Annotated in this window: 11 protein-coding genes; all 11 read left to right on the forward strand. The window is 34.6% G+C overall.

Annotated features, from left to right (window positions below; translation table 11 throughout):
* The first annotated feature begins 7 nt into the window (after nt 1-7).
* The 11 genes from pta (at nt 8) to SCB73_RS14980 (ending at nt 19230) form a co-directional block, all read left to right on the forward strand.
* Nucleotides 8-2101, forward strand: a complete 2094-nt coding sequence (gene pta / locus SCB73_RS14930) for a phosphate acetyltransferase (protein WP_320567006.1) — start codon at nt 8-10, stop codon at nt 2099-2101.
* A gap of 135 nt (nt 2102-2236) precedes the next feature.
* Complete coding sequence (locus SCB73_RS14935; protein WP_320567007.1) at nt 2237-3421, forward strand: acetate/propionate family kinase; 1185 nt, start codon at nt 2237-2239, stop codon at nt 3419-3421.
* Between the two features lie 89 nt (nt 3422-3510).
* Entirely contained in the window at nt 3511-6255 is a 2745-nt protein-coding gene (locus SCB73_RS14940) for a helix-turn-helix and ligand-binding sensor domain-containing protein (protein ID WP_320567008.1), read from the forward strand.
* 244 nt (nt 6256-6499) lie between these two features.
* Nucleotides 6500-9538 carry a SusC/RagA family TonB-linked outer membrane protein gene (locus SCB73_RS14945; protein ID WP_320567009.1) on the forward strand — a complete coding sequence of 1013 codons (3039 nt, stop codon included), beginning with the start codon at nt 6500-6502 and terminating at the stop codon, nt 9536-9538.
* A gap of 4 nt (nt 9539-9542) precedes the next feature.
* Nucleotides 9543-10997, forward strand: a complete 1455-nt coding sequence (locus tag SCB73_RS14950; RefSeq protein ID WP_320567010.1) for a RagB/SusD family nutrient uptake outer membrane protein — start codon at nt 9543-9545, stop codon at nt 10995-10997.
* A gap of 18 nt (nt 10998-11015) precedes the next feature.
* Nucleotides 11016-11915: a LamG-like jellyroll fold domain-containing protein gene (locus SCB73_RS14955; RefSeq protein WP_320567011.1), complete on the forward strand. Its 900-nt coding sequence runs from the start codon at nt 11016-11018 to the stop codon at nt 11913-11915.
* A gap of 67 nt (nt 11916-11982) precedes the next feature.
* The gene (locus SCB73_RS14960; RefSeq protein ID WP_320567012.1) at nt 11983-13368 is read left to right on the forward strand and encodes a glucoamylase family protein; all 1386 of its coding nucleotides are present in this window, start codon (nt 11983-11985) and stop codon (nt 13366-13368) included.
* Between the two features lie 12 nt (nt 13369-13380).
* Entirely contained in the window at nt 13381-14094 is a 714-nt protein-coding gene (locus tag SCB73_RS14965; protein ID WP_320567013.1) for a carboxylesterase family protein, read from the forward strand.
* A gap of 10 nt (nt 14095-14104) precedes the next feature.
* Nucleotides 14105-16405: a beta-glucosidase BglX gene (gene bglX, locus SCB73_RS14970; RefSeq protein ID WP_320567014.1), complete on the forward strand. Its 2301-nt coding sequence runs from the start codon at nt 14105-14107 to the stop codon at nt 16403-16405.
* Nucleotides 16406-16486: 81 nt separating this feature from the next.
* The gene (locus SCB73_RS14975) at nt 16487-17272 is read left to right on the forward strand and encodes a glycerophosphodiester phosphodiesterase family protein (RefSeq protein ID WP_320567015.1); all 786 of its coding nucleotides are present in this window, start codon (nt 16487-16489) and stop codon (nt 17270-17272) included.
* A 32-nt stretch (nt 17273-17304) separates the two neighbouring features.
* The gene (locus SCB73_RS14980) at nt 17305-19230 is read left to right on the forward strand and encodes a discoidin domain-containing protein (RefSeq protein ID WP_320567016.1); all 1926 of its coding nucleotides are present in this window, start codon (nt 17305-17307) and stop codon (nt 19228-19230) included.
* Nucleotides 19231-19507: the final 277 nt, after the last annotated feature.

Here is a 19507-nt window from a genome sequence, read left to right on the forward strand (position 1 = left end):
ATAAATTATGAGCAAAGCAATATATATTGCCACAAGTGACCACAATAGCGGAAAATCGATTATTACGCTTGGAGTGATGAGCATTTTAATTGGCAAAACGGCTAAAGTGGGATATTTTAGGCCTATTATTGAAGATTTTGTAGATGGTGAAAAAGACAATCATATTGAAACAGTTTTGTCTTATTTTAACCTTGATATAAAGTTTGAAGATGCTTATGCAATAACAAAAAGCAAACTGATCAAGAAAAAAAATAAAGGCAAAATAGGAGAGGTTTTAGACTTGATTATTGAAAAATATAAAAAACTTGAAGACCGTTTTGACTTTGTCTTGGTTGAAGGAACAAGCTTTACCGGCGAAGGAACTTCGATTGAACTGGATTTGAATGTCTTAATTGCTAAAAATCTTGGAATTCCAACTATTATTATAGGTTCAGGAGTTGGAAAAACATTAGAAGAATTAGTTGACAGCTTATATTTGGTTTATGATTCCTTTAAAGTAAAAGAAGTTGAGGTTTTGTCAGTTTTTGCAAATAAAGTACAGCCTGAGAATATTAAATTGGTTACCAAAAGTCTTCAAAAAAGTTTGCCGCCAAGTGTTTTGGTCAATACAATTCCGCTTATTTCAAGTTTGAACAATCCTACGATGCAAGAAATTGTAAATGCGCTTAATGCCAAAGTTTTGTTTGGAGAAAATTATCTGAACAATGAGATCGGGCATTACAGTGTAGGAGCAATGCAATTGCATAATTATTTGGTTCACCTGAATAATAATGCATTGGTTATTACACCTGGAGATCGTTCAGATATTATTTTAGGTGCTTTGCAAGCAAATGAATCAGCAAATTATCCCACGATTTCAGGAATTATTTTAACCGGAAATATAGTGCCTGAAGACAGTATTTTAAAATTAATCGAAGGACTTTCGGCAGTAGTGCCAATTATTGCAGTCGATGGCGGAACATACCACATTACTAATAAAATTGGATCAATAAAATCTGAAATTTATGCCAATAACACGCATAAAATAGAAACTTCAATCAATACATTTGAGAAATATGTTGAAATCGAAGCGCTTTCTCAACGCGTAATTACTTTTGAGCCAGAAGGCATGACGCCAAAAATGTTTCAGTATAATATGGTCAAAAGAGCCAAACAACACCGAAAACATATTGTATTGCCAGAAGGGAATGATGACAGAATCATTTTGGCGGCTTCGCGATTGATGGATATGGATGTAGTTGATATTTCGATCATTGGAGAAAAAAAACAAGTCGAAAGCAAAGTTGCTGAACTTGGAGTTACTTTAGATTTTTCAAAAGTGCAGATTATTAATCCAAAAGAATCAGAACTTTTTGAGGATTATGCTAACACCTATTACGAGCTTAGAAAAGCTAAGAACATAAGTATAACCATGGCAAGAGATTTAATGGAAGATGTTTCGTATTTTGGAACCATGATGGTCTATAAAGGCCACGCAGATGGAATGGTTTCGGGCGCGGCGCATACTACGCAACATACGATTTTGCCAGCTTTACAATTCATTAAAACAAAACCAAATTCATCTGTAGTTTCTTCCGTATTCTTTATGTGTCTGGAAGATCGAGTTTCGGTATTTGGAGATTGTGCGATTAATCCAAATCCAACCGCCGAACAATTGGCAGAAATTGCGATTTCATCAGCGGAATCTAGTGCAGCTTTCGGAATTGAGCCAAAAATCGCGATGCTGTCGTATTCATCTGGTGCATCAGGAAAAGGTGATGAAGTAGATAAAGTGAGAACAGCAACAGAAATTGTAAAACAAAAGCGTCCTGATTTAAAAATCGAAGGACCAATTCAATATGACGCTGCCGTTGACCGAGCTGTAGGAAAAAGCAAAATGCCAGATTCTGAAGTGGCAGGACAAGCGAGCGTATTGATTTTCCCAGATTTAAATACAGGAAATAATACCTATAAAGCCGTTCAAAGAGAAACTGGAGCTTTAGCCATAGGTCCGATGCTACAAGGCTTAAATAAGCCGGTAAACGACTTAAGCCGTGGTTGCACGGTTGATGATATTATCAATACGGTTGTGATCACAGCAATTCAAGCACAAGGAATTTAATTAATTTAAAATAATAATCAGGCTGAGCGTAGTCGAAGCCCTTTTGAGCCTTCGACTACGTTCAGGATGACAATAAACACTAAAATAGAAAACTTAGAAGCTTAGCATCTTAGAACCTTAGCAACTTTAAAAAAAATGAAAATACTAATTATAAACTCAGGAAGTTCATCAATCAAATATCAATTAATGGTTATGCCGGAAAACGAAGTAATTTGTTCTGGTATGATTGACAGAATTGGTTTAGAAACTTCAAATGTTACTTTTAAAACTTCTTCAAACGGAATTGAGGAATCACTTCCTATTCCAAATCATAAAGTAGGCTTGCAAAAAGTTGCCAATATGCTTTTGGATGCCGAAAAAGGAGTAATTAAATCAACTTCAGAAATTGCGGCAGTTGGGCATCGCGTTGTGCATGGCGGAAGCGATTTTAGCGATACCGTAAAAATCGATGAAAAAGTAAAAGCAAAAATCAAGCAACTTTTTGAATTGGCACCGTTGCATAATCCGGCAAATTTAGAAGGAATTAATGTTGCTGAAGAGATTTTCAGTTCTGCAGAGCAAATTGCTGTTTTTGACACGGCTTTTCACCAAACGATGCCTGAAGTAGCCTATAAATACGCAATTCCAAATTATCTATTGACAGAAAACAAAGTGCGTGTTTACGGTTTTCACGGAACGAGCCATAAATACGTTTCTGAAAAAGCCATTAAGTATTTAAAAGATAATTCAAAAATAATTACCATTCACCTAGGAAACGGCTGTAGTATGGCCGCAATTAAGGACGGAAAATGTATTGATACCACAATGGGATTTTCACCTTCAAATGGTTTGATTATGGGAACTCGTGCGGGCGATATTGACCAGTCTGTCATTTTTTATATGATCAAAAATTTAGGATATACTCCAGATGAAGTAAATGCAGTTTTGCTGAAACAAAGCGGTATGCTAGGCCTTACAGGCTATAGCGATTTAAGAGATATTGAAGCTGAAGCCGAAAAAGGAAATAAAGATTGCCAATTAGCATTACAAATGAATGCTTATAGAATTAAAAAGACAATTGGTGCTTATGTAGCAGCTTTAAATGGCTTAAACGCAATTGTTTTTACGGCTGGAATTGGCGAAAATTCATCTTACATGCGAAATTTGGTTTGTGCAGATATGGATTATTTCGGAATTGAAATTGATTCAGAAAAAAATCAAATTCGTTCAAAAGAAGTGAGAGAAATCAATAAATCAAATTCAAGAGCTAAAGTTTTGGTTGTCCCAACTGATGAAGAATATGAAATTGCAAATCAAGTTTTTCAGTTGTTAAAAAATTAAAATTGAACCATTCTAAACTTTTAAAGCTTCTCCTTTGAGAAGCTTTTTTACTTCTTAAAATTGTATCTTTGGTGACAAAACTGAATATCTTGAAATCGATACTTTTAAAATCACTTTTCTTCTTTTTCATTGCTTTTCAAATTCAAGCACAAGAATTACTTCCTTTCGTTGAAAATTATAATAAATCAGATTATCAGGGCGATAATCAAATTTGGAATATTGCCCAGGGAAATGATAAAGCCATGTATTTTGCCAACAACCATTATTTGTTGCGATATGATGGCGTTGTTTGGGAAAAATATTCCTTGCCAAATAAAACCATTATCCGTTCGATATTAATTGAAGGTGACCGAATTTATTCGGGTTCTTATAAGGAATTTGGTTATTGGCAAAGGAAAGATGGAAAAATGCAGTACATTTCAATTACGAAAAATCTGCGTTTGTTTGATGAAAAAGACAATGAAGAAATCTGGAAAATTTTCAGATTTAATGGTTCCTTATACTTTCAGTCGTTTAATGATGTTTTTATTTACGACGGAAAACACATTAAAAAAATCAAATTCCCATTCTTAATTTCGTATTGTTTTGTTGTCGATCAAAATCTTTATGTAGCTTCTGTCGATAAAGGTATTTTTAGAATGCAGGACTCTAAAATTGCAAGTCCAAAAGGATGGCACGTTCTGAAAAACACGGTTGTTCATGCGGTTGAAAAATATCACGGAAAGACCTATATTTTTACGCATAAAAGAGGCGTTTTTGTTGTAGAGAAAAACGGTTTGAGCCCATGGCAAAGTCCATTAAATGAAACTTTAAAAGGAACCGGAATCAATGTTGCCAAATTTATTAAAAACGATAAACTCGTAATTGGAACCGGAAATAAAGGGGTGTTTATTTATGATATTGCTTCGCAGACGTATAAAAACATTGACCGAAATAATGTTTTGATGAACAATTCGGTTTTGTGCATTGGTTTTGATAAAGAACAAGATTTGTGGCTTGGTTTAGATAACGGAATTGCACATGTTGAAGTCAATTCTCCAATTTCATTTTTTTATGATAATTCGGGTATTTTAGGATCTGTTTATTCTGTTGCCACAATTGACAAAGGCTATTTGATTGCCTCAAATCATGGTATTTTTGAGTTTGATTCGGGAAATTTCAAAATGTTTCCCAATACACAAGGCCAAGGTTGGAATATTACCAAAATTGGAAATAAATATGTAATCGGTCACAATGACGGAACATTTTGCTACGAAAATGGCGCATTGACAAAAGTCAATAATGTTAGTGGCGGATGGAATTTGTCAAAAAGTATCATCAACGAAACTTATTTTCAATCTACTTACAGCGGAATTTTGGTTTATGACAATGCTTTAAACTTACAGCAAAGCAAAGTAATTAATGATTTTACAAAACCAATAAAATATGTTGCTCAAAATAAAAAAAATGAAATTTGGGCTGCCGATAATTATCGAGGATTATATAGAGTTCTTTTTGATGATAATTTTAGAACCAAAAAAGTTGAAAATATCACCCAACAGAGCAGAATAGAAAATGATTTTGGCGTTAAGATTTTCGAGTTTCGTGATGAAATACTCTTCTTAATTAATAATGTTTGGTATACTTTCAACTCGATTTCAAATAAATTAGAAACAAACGAATTGTTTAATACAAATTTCAAGAATGTTTCTGATGTTGTTGCGATCGACGAGAATCATTTTATCGTACTTCAGGATGGTATTTTATATCATATTTATGCAACGGGCAACAAATTTGTCTGGAACATGATTCAGGAGAAATATTATAAAGGAAAATTGATTAATGAGAATTTGCGCATCTTCAAAAGCAAAAATCATTATTTGATGAATCTCGATGACGGATTTATATCACTTCAACTCTCGTATGAAAACAAACAAAACGAAGCCGTAAAAGTTGAAGCGTATAATGATAATGTTTTATTAGAAAATGAAGGCAAAATAAAGCACAATACTGAGCTCAGAATAAATGTAATTTCTGGAATTTATGGCGCCAGCAAACCTAATTTGTTTTATAAAATTAATGGAGGGAAAAACTATTTTCCAATTTCAAATGGAACAATCGTTTTAAACAATTTAAATAGTGGCTACCATTCGATAGAGATTTTTAAACATGATGGTGCCAATTATGATGAGGTTTCAAGTTTTGAATTTAAAGTCGCTCAACCTTGGTATTTTTCTTTTTGGATGATTCTGCTTTATTTGCTCGTTGTTGGTGCAGTATTATTCTTTTACTACAAATGGAACAAACTCCGTTATACGCAAAAATTAAAACTTCAAGCAGAAGAACTGAAGCATCAGCGTGAAATTCTGGAAATGGAATTAAAAAAAGAAAATGAATTGAATATTCAGGAATATGAAAAACACATTCTTGAATTAGAATTGCAGACCAAATCCTCTGAAGTTGCTGGAAAATCTTTGTCTATAGCGAAGCAAAGTGAAATGATTGATAAAATTCAGAATATTTTAGACTCAGAAAAAGATTTTAATAAACTGAAAAGTGAAATCAAAAAAGCCATCAAAATTAATGAGGTCAATAAACACGAATGGGAGATTTTTGAAACCAATTTGAATCAGATCCATAATGAGTTTATTATAAATCTTTCTAAAAAGTTTCCAAATCTTACTCCAAAAGATATAAAGCTCTGCGTTTATCTTAAAATGAACCTTTCTTCCAAGGAAATTGCACCTATGATGAACATCTCCTTTAGAGGCGTGGAATTGCACAGATATCGTTTAAGAAAGAAACTTAATCTAAATCAGGAGGAAAACCTGTCAAAGTTTTTATTAACTCTGTAAGATTCGCATTTAAATTTTAAAAATATTCTATTTTTTCAGTTCTTTTTTTATAGAATTCCAATACATCATTACTACATCATAAGGTTATGTTAAAGAAAATATATTAACATTTATAATGCTGATTTTTAGTAATATATGAATGTTTTTTAACATAATGATGTAGCTATGTAGTAGTGCAAATTGATGTACTACAACGTTGTAATTGTTTAATTTGGCTCTACTAACTTAAACGATTACGTACTGTATGAAAAATTTTATTTTTAGCTTTTTAGCGCTCTTGTTGCTGCCTACATATATGATGGGGCAGGCTCAAGCAATTAAAGGGAAAGTAGTAGACAGTAATGGAATGGGAGTTCCAGGAGCAATAATTAGCGCTCCAGAATCCAGAACATCTGCTGATGCTGACTTCGATGGTAATTTTACCATTAATGCTAAAGTTGGAGAAACTCTAAAAATCTCTATGCTTGGTTTTGATTCTGTTTCTGTGCCAGCTACTGCAGGAGCAATGTCAATTACTCTAAAAGAAGCAGGCGATACTGCTTTAAAAGAAGTTGTGGTTATTGGTTATGGAACAAGAAAGAAAGTAGATAACACTACTGCTATTTCATCTATTAAAGCAGAGGAAATTACTAAAACGAAAGTAATAAACGCTTCACAAGCTATTCAAGGTAAAGCGGCTGGTGTTCAGGTAATTTCGTCTGATTTGCCAGGGAGCACCCCTTCTGTTGTTATTAGAGGTTTAGGAACGGCATTAGGAGGAAGAAATCCTCTATATATTGTTGATGGTATGCAGACAGAAAACATCAACAATATCAACGCAAATGATATTACCTCTTATGAAATCTTAAAAGATGCCTCTGCATTAGCAATCTACGGAACTCGTGCTGCAAATGGAGTTATCATTATTACAACTAAAAAAGGTACAGGAGATAAAGTTTCTGTAGAAATAGAAAGTTTTGGAGGTGTAAGACAGCCACTTAAGAAAGTTAAGATGGCAGGAAGCAATAAATATGCTTATTACTCAAACGCTGCTTTGCAATCTACAACCTTTTCTCAGGATCAGCCTGTAAATACGGATTGGTTTGATGAAATTACAAGAACCGGAAGTTATACTCAAAATAACGTTTCAATTTCAGGATCTTCAGAACATATCAAGTATTTTTTCAGTTTAGGAAACTACGAAGAAAAAGCTGTTTTAAATGGACTTGATTACGGAAGAACTACTTTTAGAAATAATAATGAATACAAAATTTCTAAAAAACTTACTTTGAATCAAACTTTTAGCTTTACATCAGCTAATTCTTCTCCAAAACCATTAAGTGCATTTACAAATGCTTACAAACAATCTCCTATTGTACCGGTTTATTTTCCTGATGGCAAATATGGTGTATCTCGTGTAGGTGATAATGGTTTTGCAAGTGAAACAGGTTCTTCATTTAATAATGTTGGAAATCCAGTTGCTCAATTGGATTTTTATGACGAACAACAAAAAAGTGTGACACTTCAAGGTGGATTGAAGTTAGATTATGAAATCTTAAAAGGATTAAAATTTACTTCACAATTTAATGGTGAGTATTATACTTGGAAACAATATAATTTCAATGACACAAAAAATATCTGGTTAGCAGCAAATCCTAACAAAGTGGATAGTGATTATGCTAAAGAATTTCCTAATGCAAATATTAATTTATTGACAAAAGGAAGAGAAGATTATTTCAATTGGAATTTGTCTAATTATTTGACATATAATAAGTTGTTTGCCAATATTCATGATGTAGAGGTGACAGCTGGTATTGAAACTTCGGTAAAAGGTCCAAGAGAAACACTTACTATTGCTAGAAAAAATGTAAACCCAGATTCTAATTATTGGGCATTGAATGATCCTAATGCTGGACATGGAGTTGAATATGCTGCATCAGTAACTAGCTTATATAATATAGTTTTCAACGAAACTAAATTGGCTTCTTATTTTGGACGTTTCCAATATAAATTAATGGATAGATATTTGGTTACTGGAACACTTAGACGTGATGGATCATCAAACTTTGGTAAAGATTACCGTTGGGGAACATTTCCTGCTTTCGGTTTAGGATGGGTGATAACAAAAGAAAGTTTTATGTCTGATGTTACAGCAATTAATTTGTTGAAATTAAGAGGAGGCTGGGGTAAATTAGGTAATCAAAATGTACCACTTAACAATCAATCTTACGCTTCTGGAAAAAATGCTTATTTAGGAGGTTCTATCCTAAATGAAGGTACTACAATTAGTTCTCAAATTGATCCTACTTTATCTTGGGAAATTACAGAGGAATCTTCTGTAGGTTTAGATTTCGAAATCTTAAATAGCAGATTAAAAGGAACTTTTGATTTGTATGACAAAAATACATCAAATGTAATTTTATATACAAAACCTTATATGACATCAGGTCTTACCGATCAGTCGCCATCACACGTAGGGGAAGTTTCAAACAAAGGTTATGAAATTTCATTGCGTTGGGATGATAAAATTGGCGACAATTTCAGTTATTGGATTGGTGGTAACTTCTCTAATAATAAAAACGAACTTACAGGTTTAAAAGATGCTATTTTATCTCCAGTTGTTGGTGGAAGTTTAGGAAATGGACAAACTACTAAATTATTGGATAATACTACAATTGGACAACCTTTAGGAAGTTTCTACATTTATGATTATGCTGGCTTTGACGCTACAAACGGAAAAATGTTGTACTATAACGCAGCAGGAGACAAAGTTACTCAAGATGCATTAAATGCAAATACAGACAGAAAATATGTTGGATCTAGTTTGCCAAAAACAAACTATGGAGTTACGTTAGGATTCAACTACAAAAACTTTGATTTTTCTGTTGACGGATATGGAACGGGCGGTGCTAAAGTTTACAATGGTAAAAAAGCACAACGTTTTGCAGGAGAAAATATTGAAGATGCAATCGCTACTGATTTCTGGACACCAAATAATTTGACAGCTTCAAACCCTGCACCATTTAATCAGGTACCAGTTGCTTCTACTTATTATTTAGAGTCAGGTGATTTCTTCAGAATCAACAATATTACTGTAGGATACAAATTGCCTATACAAGAAAATAATTTTATTAGCGCTTGCAGAATTTATGTAAATGCTATTAATCCATTTATTACACAAAAATTCTCAGGATTCTCTCCAGAATTAAATGGAGACGGAAATCCATATGGTACTCAAGGAGTTGAGCTTGATGCTTACCCAACATTGAGATCATTTGTAATTGGTGCTAATTTAAAATTTTAAAAAGATGAAAAAGATATATATTACAACGTTTGTGCTTTCGGCATTCTTTTTTACAGGATGTGCAGACGATTATTTAGATGTTCAGCAAACAGAAACTATTTCGACAAACGATACTGAGCTATATAATAATGACGCAGGAGCATCGCAGTTTGTAACTGCTATTTACAACAAGTTCTTAAATTGGGATATGACTTCTTTTGGTTGGATCGGATTATCAAGTATTACATCTGATGATGCTGATAAAGGATCTTCACCTGGAGATACTGGAACAGATAAAGATGTATTAGATGCGTTGACATACAATGCTTCTAATCCTTCAGCAGAAAGTACTTTTATTGCAAATTATGATGGAATTAATAGATGCAATCAGGCTTTGGCTATTCTTCCAAAATTAGACAAAGCAGATGCAAACCTTAGAAACAGACTTGCTGGTGAAGCTAAATTTTTAAGAGCTTTCATGTATTTTACTTTGGTAAAATGTTATGGAGGAGTTCCAATTGTAGACCATATACCTGTTCCAAGTTCAGAATCAGACAGAGTTATGCAATTAACACGTAAAACAGCCGCTGATGTTTACGCTTTTATTGAAAAAGATTTGAATGATGCAATCGCAGCATTGCCAGAAAAAGGTGCTTATTCTTCAAACGAAAGATCAAGAGCGTCAAAAGGCGCGGCTTATGCATTATTGGCAAAAGTAAGTTTGTATCAAAAGAAATGGCAGCAAGTAATCGAAAATTGTAATAAAGTTACGGGTTACTCACTTGTAAGTGATTATGCATCAATGTATAAAGCTACAGGTAAGTTTGATTCTGAGTCAATTTTCGAAATTTACGCACAAGGGGCTGTACCTGCAAAAGGAATTGAAGGATACTCAAATACGCAAGGTGCTCGTGGTACTGGCGGTTGGGGCTGGGGCTTCAACACACCATCTCAAAGTTTAGTAAATGCTTATGAGCCGGGTGATGTTAGAAAAGCGGCAACTATCATTTTTAGAGGGCAAACTTTATATGATGGTAGAGTGGTGCCAAATACAGTTGAAAACGAAAGATACAACTACAAAGCATATTCTTCTGCTTACACAGATGCATGGGAAACGGATGTTGATATCAAATATTTAAGATATGCTGAAGTTTTATTGATGAAAGCTGAGGCGTCGAATGAATTAGGTCAAACTTCTGCTGCGATTCCGTTATTGAACCAAGTTAGAAACAGAGCAGGACTAGGAAATACTGGCGCTAGCTCTCAGGCTGATGTTAGAACGGCAATTTGGAAAGAAAGAAGAGTAGAAATGGCTTTCGAACATGATAGATTCTTTGATTTAGTTAGAACTGGCCAGGCTAAAGCGGCTTTTGCAATTGATGGAAAAACTTTTACAGAAGGTAAAAATGAATTATTCCCAATTCCGGCATCATTCCTTAATCAAGCAAAAGGTTTATCATCTCAAAATCCTGGTTATTAATCCTTAAAAGACATTAAAATGAAAAAAAATAAATCTATTTTATTACTTTCTTTTGCTTTGGCTTCACAAATTTTTGTAAGCTGTGAGGATAGTATAGATAAAGTAAACAGCCCAATTCCATATGAGTCAATTGGCGGATATGAGAATTCAGATGATGTTGCACCAACCCATTTGCTAGCGAAATTCAGTTTTGATGGAAATATCAACGACTCAAAAGGTGGCATAACTGGCGGAACAGGAACAAATGTTTCGTATGACACAGGTGTAAAAGGAAGTGCTTACAAAGGCTCAGCAACTTCATTTATTGCATATAATAATGTTTCGAGTTCTATTGCTGGTTTAAAGAATATCACAATTTCAATGTGGATCAAAACTGATCCTCATACAGGCGGAGCTCAGTCATTGTTCATGCTTCCAAAGAAAACAGATTTCTGGGGTAATATTTTTACACTTATCGAAGGAACTGGACCAGCAACAACAATGCTGATGAAAAACCATATTCAAAGAGACGTTACGCCAAGTATTCCTTGGGCTGGACAATTTATTGAACATAATGGAGCAAATGTTTTGCCTAATATGTTTGGTGCTTGGAAACAGGTAATTTGGTCATACAATGGAACTAGTTCTACTTACAGTCTTTATATTGACGGACAAAAAATAGCTTTGCCGGCATCTCTTTCAAAAAGATACGCAAGTGATCCTGCAACAGGTGGTGGTCCTTTCGGTGAATTAGCTAACTCTGAAGTATCAAAATTCATTATTGGAGGTTATCAGCAACATTTAGGAGCGCCTTGGAATGCTCCTGATGGATGGATGCTGAACTATACTGGTTTAATGGACGAGTTTAGAATTTATGATGTTGCTCTTTCAGATAATGAAGTGACAGCTTTATACAAACTGGAGAAAGATAAAAGATAAGTATTTTTCAATACACCTGGAGGATTTCTTCCAGGTGTATTATTTAGTTAATATTATTTAGAACAAAATGAAAATTTCAATATACATAGTTGCTTTTTTGAGCTTTTTTAATTCATGCTCATCATCAACGCCAGAAGGATCAACAGGCGGAACCCCTTTGCCTACAAATCCAACGACACCAATTAAGCCGTTGACTGATACCGAAGCAATGGATCAGGTTCAAAAAGACGCAATAAAATATTTTTGGGATTATGCTGATCCGAATTCAAAATTGGCAAGAGAAAGATACTTGACAGAAGATCCAAGTTTTGAGTCCAATATTATAACAACAGGAGGTTCAGGTTTTGGATTAATGACAATTGTAGTAGGTGTAGAAAGAGGTTTTTTGCCAAGAGCCGAAGCTGTTTCTAGACTTACCACAGCATTAAACTTTCTTGAAAAAGCCGACAGATTTCATGGCGCATGGCCACACTGGATGGACAACACTTCTGGAAAAGTTATTCCGTTTGGAACAAAAGATAATGGAGGAGATTTAGTTGAAACTTCTTTCGTTTGTCAAGCTTTAATTACGATTAGAGAATATTTTAAAGATGGAAGCACTTCTGAAAAAGCTTTAGCTGCAAAAGCCGATGAACTTTGGAAAGGCGTAGAATGGGACTGGTACACAAAAGGAGAAAATGCTCTATATTGGCACTGGTCACCAAATTATGGCTGGGAAATGAATTTCAAATTGGAAGGATATAATGAATGTTTGATTACTTATGTAATGGCAGCTTCATCTCCAACACATCCAATTTCTGCAGAAGCTTATCACCAAGCTTGGGCAAGAAATGGCGCTATTGTAAATGGAGGCTCTCAATATGGTATTCCGGTGGTTTTAAGTTATAATGGAGCAGTTGGAAATGTTGGGCCAATGTTTTGGTCGCATTATTCGTATTTAGGTTTAGATCCAAATAACTTAAAAGACAAATATGCTGATTATTGGCAATTGACACAAAATCATGCTAAAATTATGGTTCAGTATAGTGTTGCTAACCCAAAAGGTTTCAAAGATTACTCTGATAAATGTTGGGGACTTACAGCCAGTTACACTCGTAATCCTGACGGAACAACGGGTTATACAGCACATCAGCCAAATAATGATAACGGTGTAATTTCGCCAACTGCGGCATTGTCATCTTTTCCATATACGCCAGTAGAATCAATGAAGTTTTTGCATTATTTGTATGATGATAATAAAGCAAAATTAGTTGGAATTGCAGGACCTTATGATGCTTTTTCTCCTCAGTACAATTGGGTAACAGCACGTTATTTGGCAATCGATCAAGGAACAATTGCTCCTATGGTTGAAAACTATAGAAGTGGTTTGTTGTGGAAATTGTTCATGAATGCATCAGATACAAAACAAGGATTGAAAAAACTTGGTTTTACATCAAGTAAATACGGAATTTAATTATACATCTCAATGAAATTTAAAGTAACGCTTTTAATCTTATTGTTTTCGGCAGTTGGTTTTTCTCAAACCGAAACTACAGGAAAAATCAATACAGTAATAATGGAAAAGTACGAGCTGGGTTACGCTTTGTACAAACCAGCAAATACTAAAGAAAAGAAGCCTTTGATCGTTTTTATTTCAGGAGATGGAGAAAAAGGAACTGATATCGTAAAAGTGAAAATTCATGGTCCTTTAAATTATTTAAAAACACATCAGTTGGATGCCTATGTTTTGGCTCCACAATGCAAGGAAGATGAAAATTGGAGTATTGAATCAATTTATGAATTGATTTTAAAAATTCAAAAGGAAAACAAAATTGATTCCGATAGAATATATGTTACGGGTTTAAGTTCGGGAGGATGGGCAACTTGGAATTTGGCGCTTTCTTATCCAGATATGTTTGCCGCAGTGGTACCGATTGCCGGTTTTGTGGATTTGATTCCGTTAGAAGGCGCTTGTAAAATTGCTCACATTCCGACCCGAATTTTCCACGGATTATTAGATGACGTAGTAAATGTTGAGTACGCGATGACCATTTATAAGGAATTAAAAAAATGCAATGCTAAAGATGTTCAGCTGACCATTTTTGATGATGCAGGACACAATAGCTGGACAAGGGTTTATGATAATGCAGCGATTTATGACTGGATGTTGCAACAGAAAAAAACGAATACAAACAAATAAATAAATTATAATGAAAAACAAATTAGTCTTACTTTTTTTAGGATGCGCTGTTTTGGGTTACGCTCAAAAAAAGCCAGCTAAAAATACAGTGAAAATTAAACCAAAGTCTGAATTTGTGGCGGAATTAATGTCAAAAATGACTTTAGACGAGAAATTGGGTCAGTTAAACTTGCCAACATCAGGTGATATTACCACAGGGCAGGCAAACAGCTCAAATGTGGCAAAAAATATTGCTGAAGGAAAAGTGGGCGGTTTGTTCAATATAAAATCAGTTCAAAAAATTAAAGAAGTACAAAAAATTGCGGTTGAAAAAAGCCGTTTAAAAATCCCGTTGCTTTTTGGTATGGACGTAATTCACGGTTACGAAACAACATTCCCAATTCCGCTTGGATTGTCTTGTACTTGGGATATGGGCTTGATTGAAAGAAGTGCTCAAATTGCCGCAAAAGAAGCAAGTGCTGACGGAATCAACTGGACATTTTCTCCAATGGTTGATATTTCTCGCGATCCAAGATGGGGAAGAGTTTCTGAAGGTTCTGGAGAAGATCCATACTTAGGAGGGCAGATTGCAAAAGCAATGGTAAACGGTTACCAGCAACACGATCTTTCTAAAAACAACTCAATTTTAGCTTGTGTTAAACACTTCGCATTATATGGAGCGCCAGAAGCTGGTCGTGATTACAATACTGTTGATATGAGCCACATCAGAATGTTTAATGATTATTTTCCTCCTTACAAAGCTGCAGTTGATGCAGGGGTAGGTTCGGTTATGGCTTCTTTCAACGAAGTTGACGGAATTCCAGCAACTGGAAACAAATGGTTAATGACAGATGTTTTGAGAAAACAATGGGGCTTCAAAGGTTTCGTAGTAACTGATTTTACAGGAATTCCTGAAATGATCGAGCACGGAATGGGTAATCTTCAAGATGTTTCTGCCTTAGCTTTAAATGCTGGTGTTGAAATGGATATGGTTGGAGAAGGTTTCTTAGGAACTTTGAAAAAATCTTTGGATGAAAAAAGAGTTTCTATCGAAACAATCGACAATGCTGTAAAACTTATTTTAGAAGCAAAATATGATTTAGGATTATTTGAAGATCCTTATAAATATTGTGACGAAAAAAGAGCAAAAACTGAAATCTTTACAATGGATAGCAGAAAAGAAGCGCGTCAAATTGCTGCGCAGTCATTGGTTTTATTAAAAAATCAAAACCAATTATTGCCTCTTAAAAAATCAGGAACAATTGGTTTGATTGGACCTTTGGCTGATGCTAAAGAAAACATGCCAGGAACTTGGAGTGTAGCTACAAAAATGGAAAATGCAGTTTCATTATTAGCTGGAATAAAAGAAGTTGCCGGAGCGGGAACTAAAGTTTTATACGCTAAAGGCAGCAATTTAGATTACGATGAAACTTTTGAAACTAACGCTACAATGTTTGGAAAAACATTACACCGTGACGGACGCTCAAAAGAAGAATTATTAGCAGAAGCTTTAAAAGTGGCTGAGCAATCTGATGTAATTGTTGCGGCTTTAGGAGAATCTGCAGAAATGAGTGGAGAATCTAGTAGCCGTACAAACTTACAGATTCCACAAGCGCAAAAAGATTTATTGAACGCTTTATTAAAAACAGGAAAACCAGTTGTTTTAGTTTTATTTGACGGACGTCCGTTAGTAATTACTGACGAAGAAAAAACGGTTCCAGCGATCTTAAATGCTTGGTTCGCTGGTACAGAAGCTGGTTATGCAATTGCTGATGTTTTATTTGGTGATGTAAATCCTTCAGGAAAATTGACTACAACTTTCCCAAGAAGCGTTGGTCAATTGCCAATTTACTACGCACATAAAAATACGGGACGACCACTTTCTAATACAGAAGGTAAATTCGAAAAATTCAGATCAAACTATATTGACGAAAGAAATGAGCCTTTATTCCCATTCGGATTTGGATTAAGCTACACGACTTTTGATTATTCAAACCTGAAAATTTCTTCAGATAAAATGAATGCATCTGGAAAATTAAAAGTAACTGTTGATGTAACAAATACTGGAAATTTTGACGGAAAAGAAACCGTTCAATTATACATCAGAGATTTAGTTGGTTCAGTAACAAGACCAGTTAGAGAACTAAAAGGTTTCCAAAAAATAGCGCTTAAAAAAGGCGAGAAACAAACCGTAAGTTTTGATATTACTGTTGAAGATTTAAAATTTTATAACTCTGATTTACAATTCGTAGCAGAGCCTGGACAGTTTGATGTTTTCGTTGGAGGAAATTCGACTGCCGACAAGAAAGTTAGTTTTGAGTTAACTAAATAGTTGGTTTATTGGTTAGTTAAGAGCCCTTCATTTGGAGGGCTTTTTTTCTAAAAGACAAGCACACTTTAATCTTTAAAAGCCATGAATATTTTCAAAAAAGCACATACTTTCTTTTTCTTAAGTTTATTATTTGCGTTCTCTTTCTGTAATGCGCAAAAAAATGCCATTGTAGCGCATAGAGGTGCTTGGAAAAAAAATAATCTTCCAGAAAATTCGATTGCTTCTTTACGGCATGCAATCGACTTAAAACTGCCAGGATCAGAATTTGATGTTTGGAGAACAGCCGATGATTCGCTTGTCATCAATCACGATGCACATTTTAATAAATTGTTGATTGAGCAGACAAATTATGCCGATTTGATAAAGTTTCAATTATCAAATGGCGAAAAACTTCCAACACTACATGAATATATTTCGGAAGGAAAAAGAAAAAACAAAAGAACGCTTTTGGTTTGCGAAATAAAGCCTTCAGAAATCAGTAAAGAGCGCGGAAAAGAAACAGCTATAAGAGCGGTTGAAGTGATCAAAAAACTCAAAGCAGATAGAATTACGTGCTATATAAGTTTTGATTATGACATTCTAAAACAAATTAGAGCGATAGATGCTAAAACTTCGCTTCAATATTTAGAAGGAAATAAATCTCCAAAAGAAGTTAAAGCAGACAATATCAATGGTGTTGATTACCATTTTTCCGTTTTTCAGAAGCATCCCGAATGGATCCAAGAAGCAAAGGATAATAATATTATTCTAAATGCTTGGACTGTCAATGATGCAAAAGACATGGATTGGATTATCGAAAATAAATTCAATTATATCACTACAAATGAACCGGAACTTTTAAAGGAAAGAGTAAAGGCAAAAAAATAATCTCGCAACCTTTATAAAATACAAACCAAATCATGAAAAAAATATTTAAACAAATGAGATTGCCAATTGTATTGTTTTTGATCGTTTTCAAAAGCAATATGTTGGCTCAAAATACGACTGGAAAAACAGAATGGTTTGACCCTAATAAACCTGCGACAACGTATTGTAATCCAATAAATATAGGTTATAATTATACGACTTACAATCACAACGGAATTCCGTATTCTCGTCGTTCAAGTGCTGATCCTGTCATTATTACGTATAAAGGCGAATATTATTTATTTGCTACCAATCAGGCAGGATTTTTTTGGAGTAAAGACATGTCAAATTGGAATTTCGTTTACGGAAGTTTTCAAAGACAACCGGGCGATGACGATCAATGTGCTCCAGCGGCTTGGGTTGTAAATGATACTTTGTTTTATGTAGGCTCAACCTGGAAAAGAGATCACCCAATCTGGAAAACCGCTGATCCAAAATCAGGTCGTTGGATACGTCACGTAGATAAAGCAATGTTGCCGACTTGGGACCCGGCAATTTTTCAGGATGACGACAAAAAAGTGTACATGTACTACGGTTCAAGCGGAAAATTACCGCTAGTTGGTGTTGAGGTTGATTATAATACTTGGCTTCCAAAAGGAAATCAAGCAGATTACGCGACATTATATAAAGCTACCGAAGTTGAAGATATTCAAAAACCATATGGACAAATTAAGGAAGTTGCGATTTTAGATCCGTCAGCACATGGTTGGGAACGTTTTGGCCCAAATAATGACATGGAACCTGCACCTTGGGGAAATTTCATTGAAGGAGCTTGGATGACCAAACACAATGGAAAATATTATATGCAATACGGCGCGCCTGCAACCGAATTTAAAGGTTATGCGAATGGTGTTCATGTGGGTGATAATCCGTTAGGGCCATTTACGTATCAAAAACACAATCCAATGTCTTATAAACCGGGTGGATTTGTAATTGGTGCTGGACACGGAAATACTTTTGCTGATAATTATGGAAATTATTGGAATACAGGAACCTGTAAAATCTCAATAAAGGACCGTTTTGAGCGCCGTATCGATATGTTTCCTGCCGGATTTGACAAAGATGATGTAATGTATTCTATTACAGCTTATGGAGATTTCCCGATTGTCTTGCCAACAAGTCAGCGCGATCAGACAAAAGGTGCTTCATCTGGCTGGATGTTGCTTTCGTATAAAAAACCGGTAGCAGTTTCTTCTTCTGAGGAATGTATGGAAGTAGAAACACACAGAATGGATAATGGAGGCAAAAAAGTTTATGAGAAATTCTGCTACGGTCCTGAAAATCTAACGGATGAAAATATTCAAACCTATTGGTCGGCAAAAACAAGCAATCCCGGCGAGTGGCTTCAAATGGATTTGGGAAGAAAAATGGAAATAAATGCAGTGCAGATTAATTATGCAGATCATAAAGCGACGCAATACAATAAAGCAATGGATATTTATTACCAATACAAAATATTCATGTCTGATGATGCTCAAAATTGGACTTTGGTTGTCGATAAATCTAAAAACGATAAAGATGCACCACACGATTATGTGGAGCTTTCCAAATCGATAAAAGCGCGCTATATCAAAATGGAAAATAGTCACAATGCTTCAGGTTTATTTGCAATTTCAGATTTTAGAGTATTTGGGAATGGTTTGTCTGAAAAGCCAAAAGCAGTTTCTAACTTCAAAGTTGACCGAAGCAAAGTAGATTCTCGCAACGCTATGATATCATGGAAAAAACAGTCAGATGCCATTGGTTATAATATTTTTTATGGCATTGCTCCTGATAAATTGTACAATAGCATTATGGTTTATGGAGACAATACATACGATTTTAGAGGTTTGGACAAAGGCACAAAATACTATTTTACCATTGAGCCTTTTAACGAAAACGGAATTGGTACAAGAAATAAACTTATTGAAGTGAAATAATTTTCATTGAATAAAAAAGTCAACCACAGATTCCACAAGATTCCACAAATAAATTTGCGGAAATTTGTGGGATTTTCGGTTATTAGAGATTTACAATTTGTAAACTTTGAGCCTGTTAATCAAGCTCATTGACTTTAAGTTCGAAGTGGCTTATTTACTAAAATATTAAAAACTCTGATTGTAATGTTAAAGATTGCGATCAGAGTTTTTTTTTGAGAAAAGATTGCAAAAAAACTCTGACAGGTCTAAAGAATTTTGTTCCTTTGTAAAACAACCC

Origin of the sequence: Flavobacterium sp. KACC 22761, assembly GCF_034058155.1 — a bacterium.
In the GTDB taxonomy this organism is placed as follows: domain Bacteria; phylum Bacteroidota; class Bacteroidia; order Flavobacteriales; family Flavobacteriaceae; genus Flavobacterium.

Bases quoted from the DNA above. Each gene is read 5' to 3' on its own strand.
- SCB73_RS14960 (WP_320567012.1), top strand. From the start codon at position 11,983: ATGAAAATTTCAATATACATAGTTGCTTTTTTGAGCTTTTTTAATTCA.
- SCB73_RS14965 (WP_320567013.1), top strand. From the start codon at position 13,381: ATGAAATTTAAAGTAACGCTTTTAATCTTATTGTTTTCGGCAGTTGGT.
- SCB73_RS14955 (WP_320567011.1), top strand. From the start codon at position 11,016: ATGAAAAAAAATAAATCTATTTTATTACTTTCTTTTGCTTTGGCTTCA.
- SCB73_RS14975 (WP_320567015.1), top strand. From the start codon at position 16,487: ATGAATATTTTCAAAAAAGCACATACTTTCTTTTTCTTAAGTTTATTA.
- SCB73_RS14980 (WP_320567016.1), top strand. From the start codon at position 17,305: ATGAAAAAAATATTTAAACAAATGAGATTGCCAATTGTATTGTTTTTG.
- pta (WP_320567006.1), top strand. From the start codon at position 8: ATGAGCAAAGCAATATATATTGCCACAAGTGACCACAATAGCGGAAAA.
- SCB73_RS14950 (WP_320567010.1), top strand. From the start codon at position 9,543: ATGAAAAAGATATATATTACAACGTTTGTGCTTTCGGCATTCTTTTTT.
- bglX (WP_320567014.1), top strand. From the start codon at position 14,105: ATGAAAAACAAATTAGTCTTACTTTTTTTAGGATGCGCTGTTTTGGGT.
- SCB73_RS14945 (WP_320567009.1), top strand. From the start codon at position 6,500: ATGAAAAATTTTATTTTTAGCTTTTTAGCGCTCTTGTTGCTGCCTACA.
- SCB73_RS14935 (WP_320567007.1), top strand. From the start codon at position 2,237: ATGAAAATACTAATTATAAACTCAGGAAGTTCATCAATCAAATATCAA.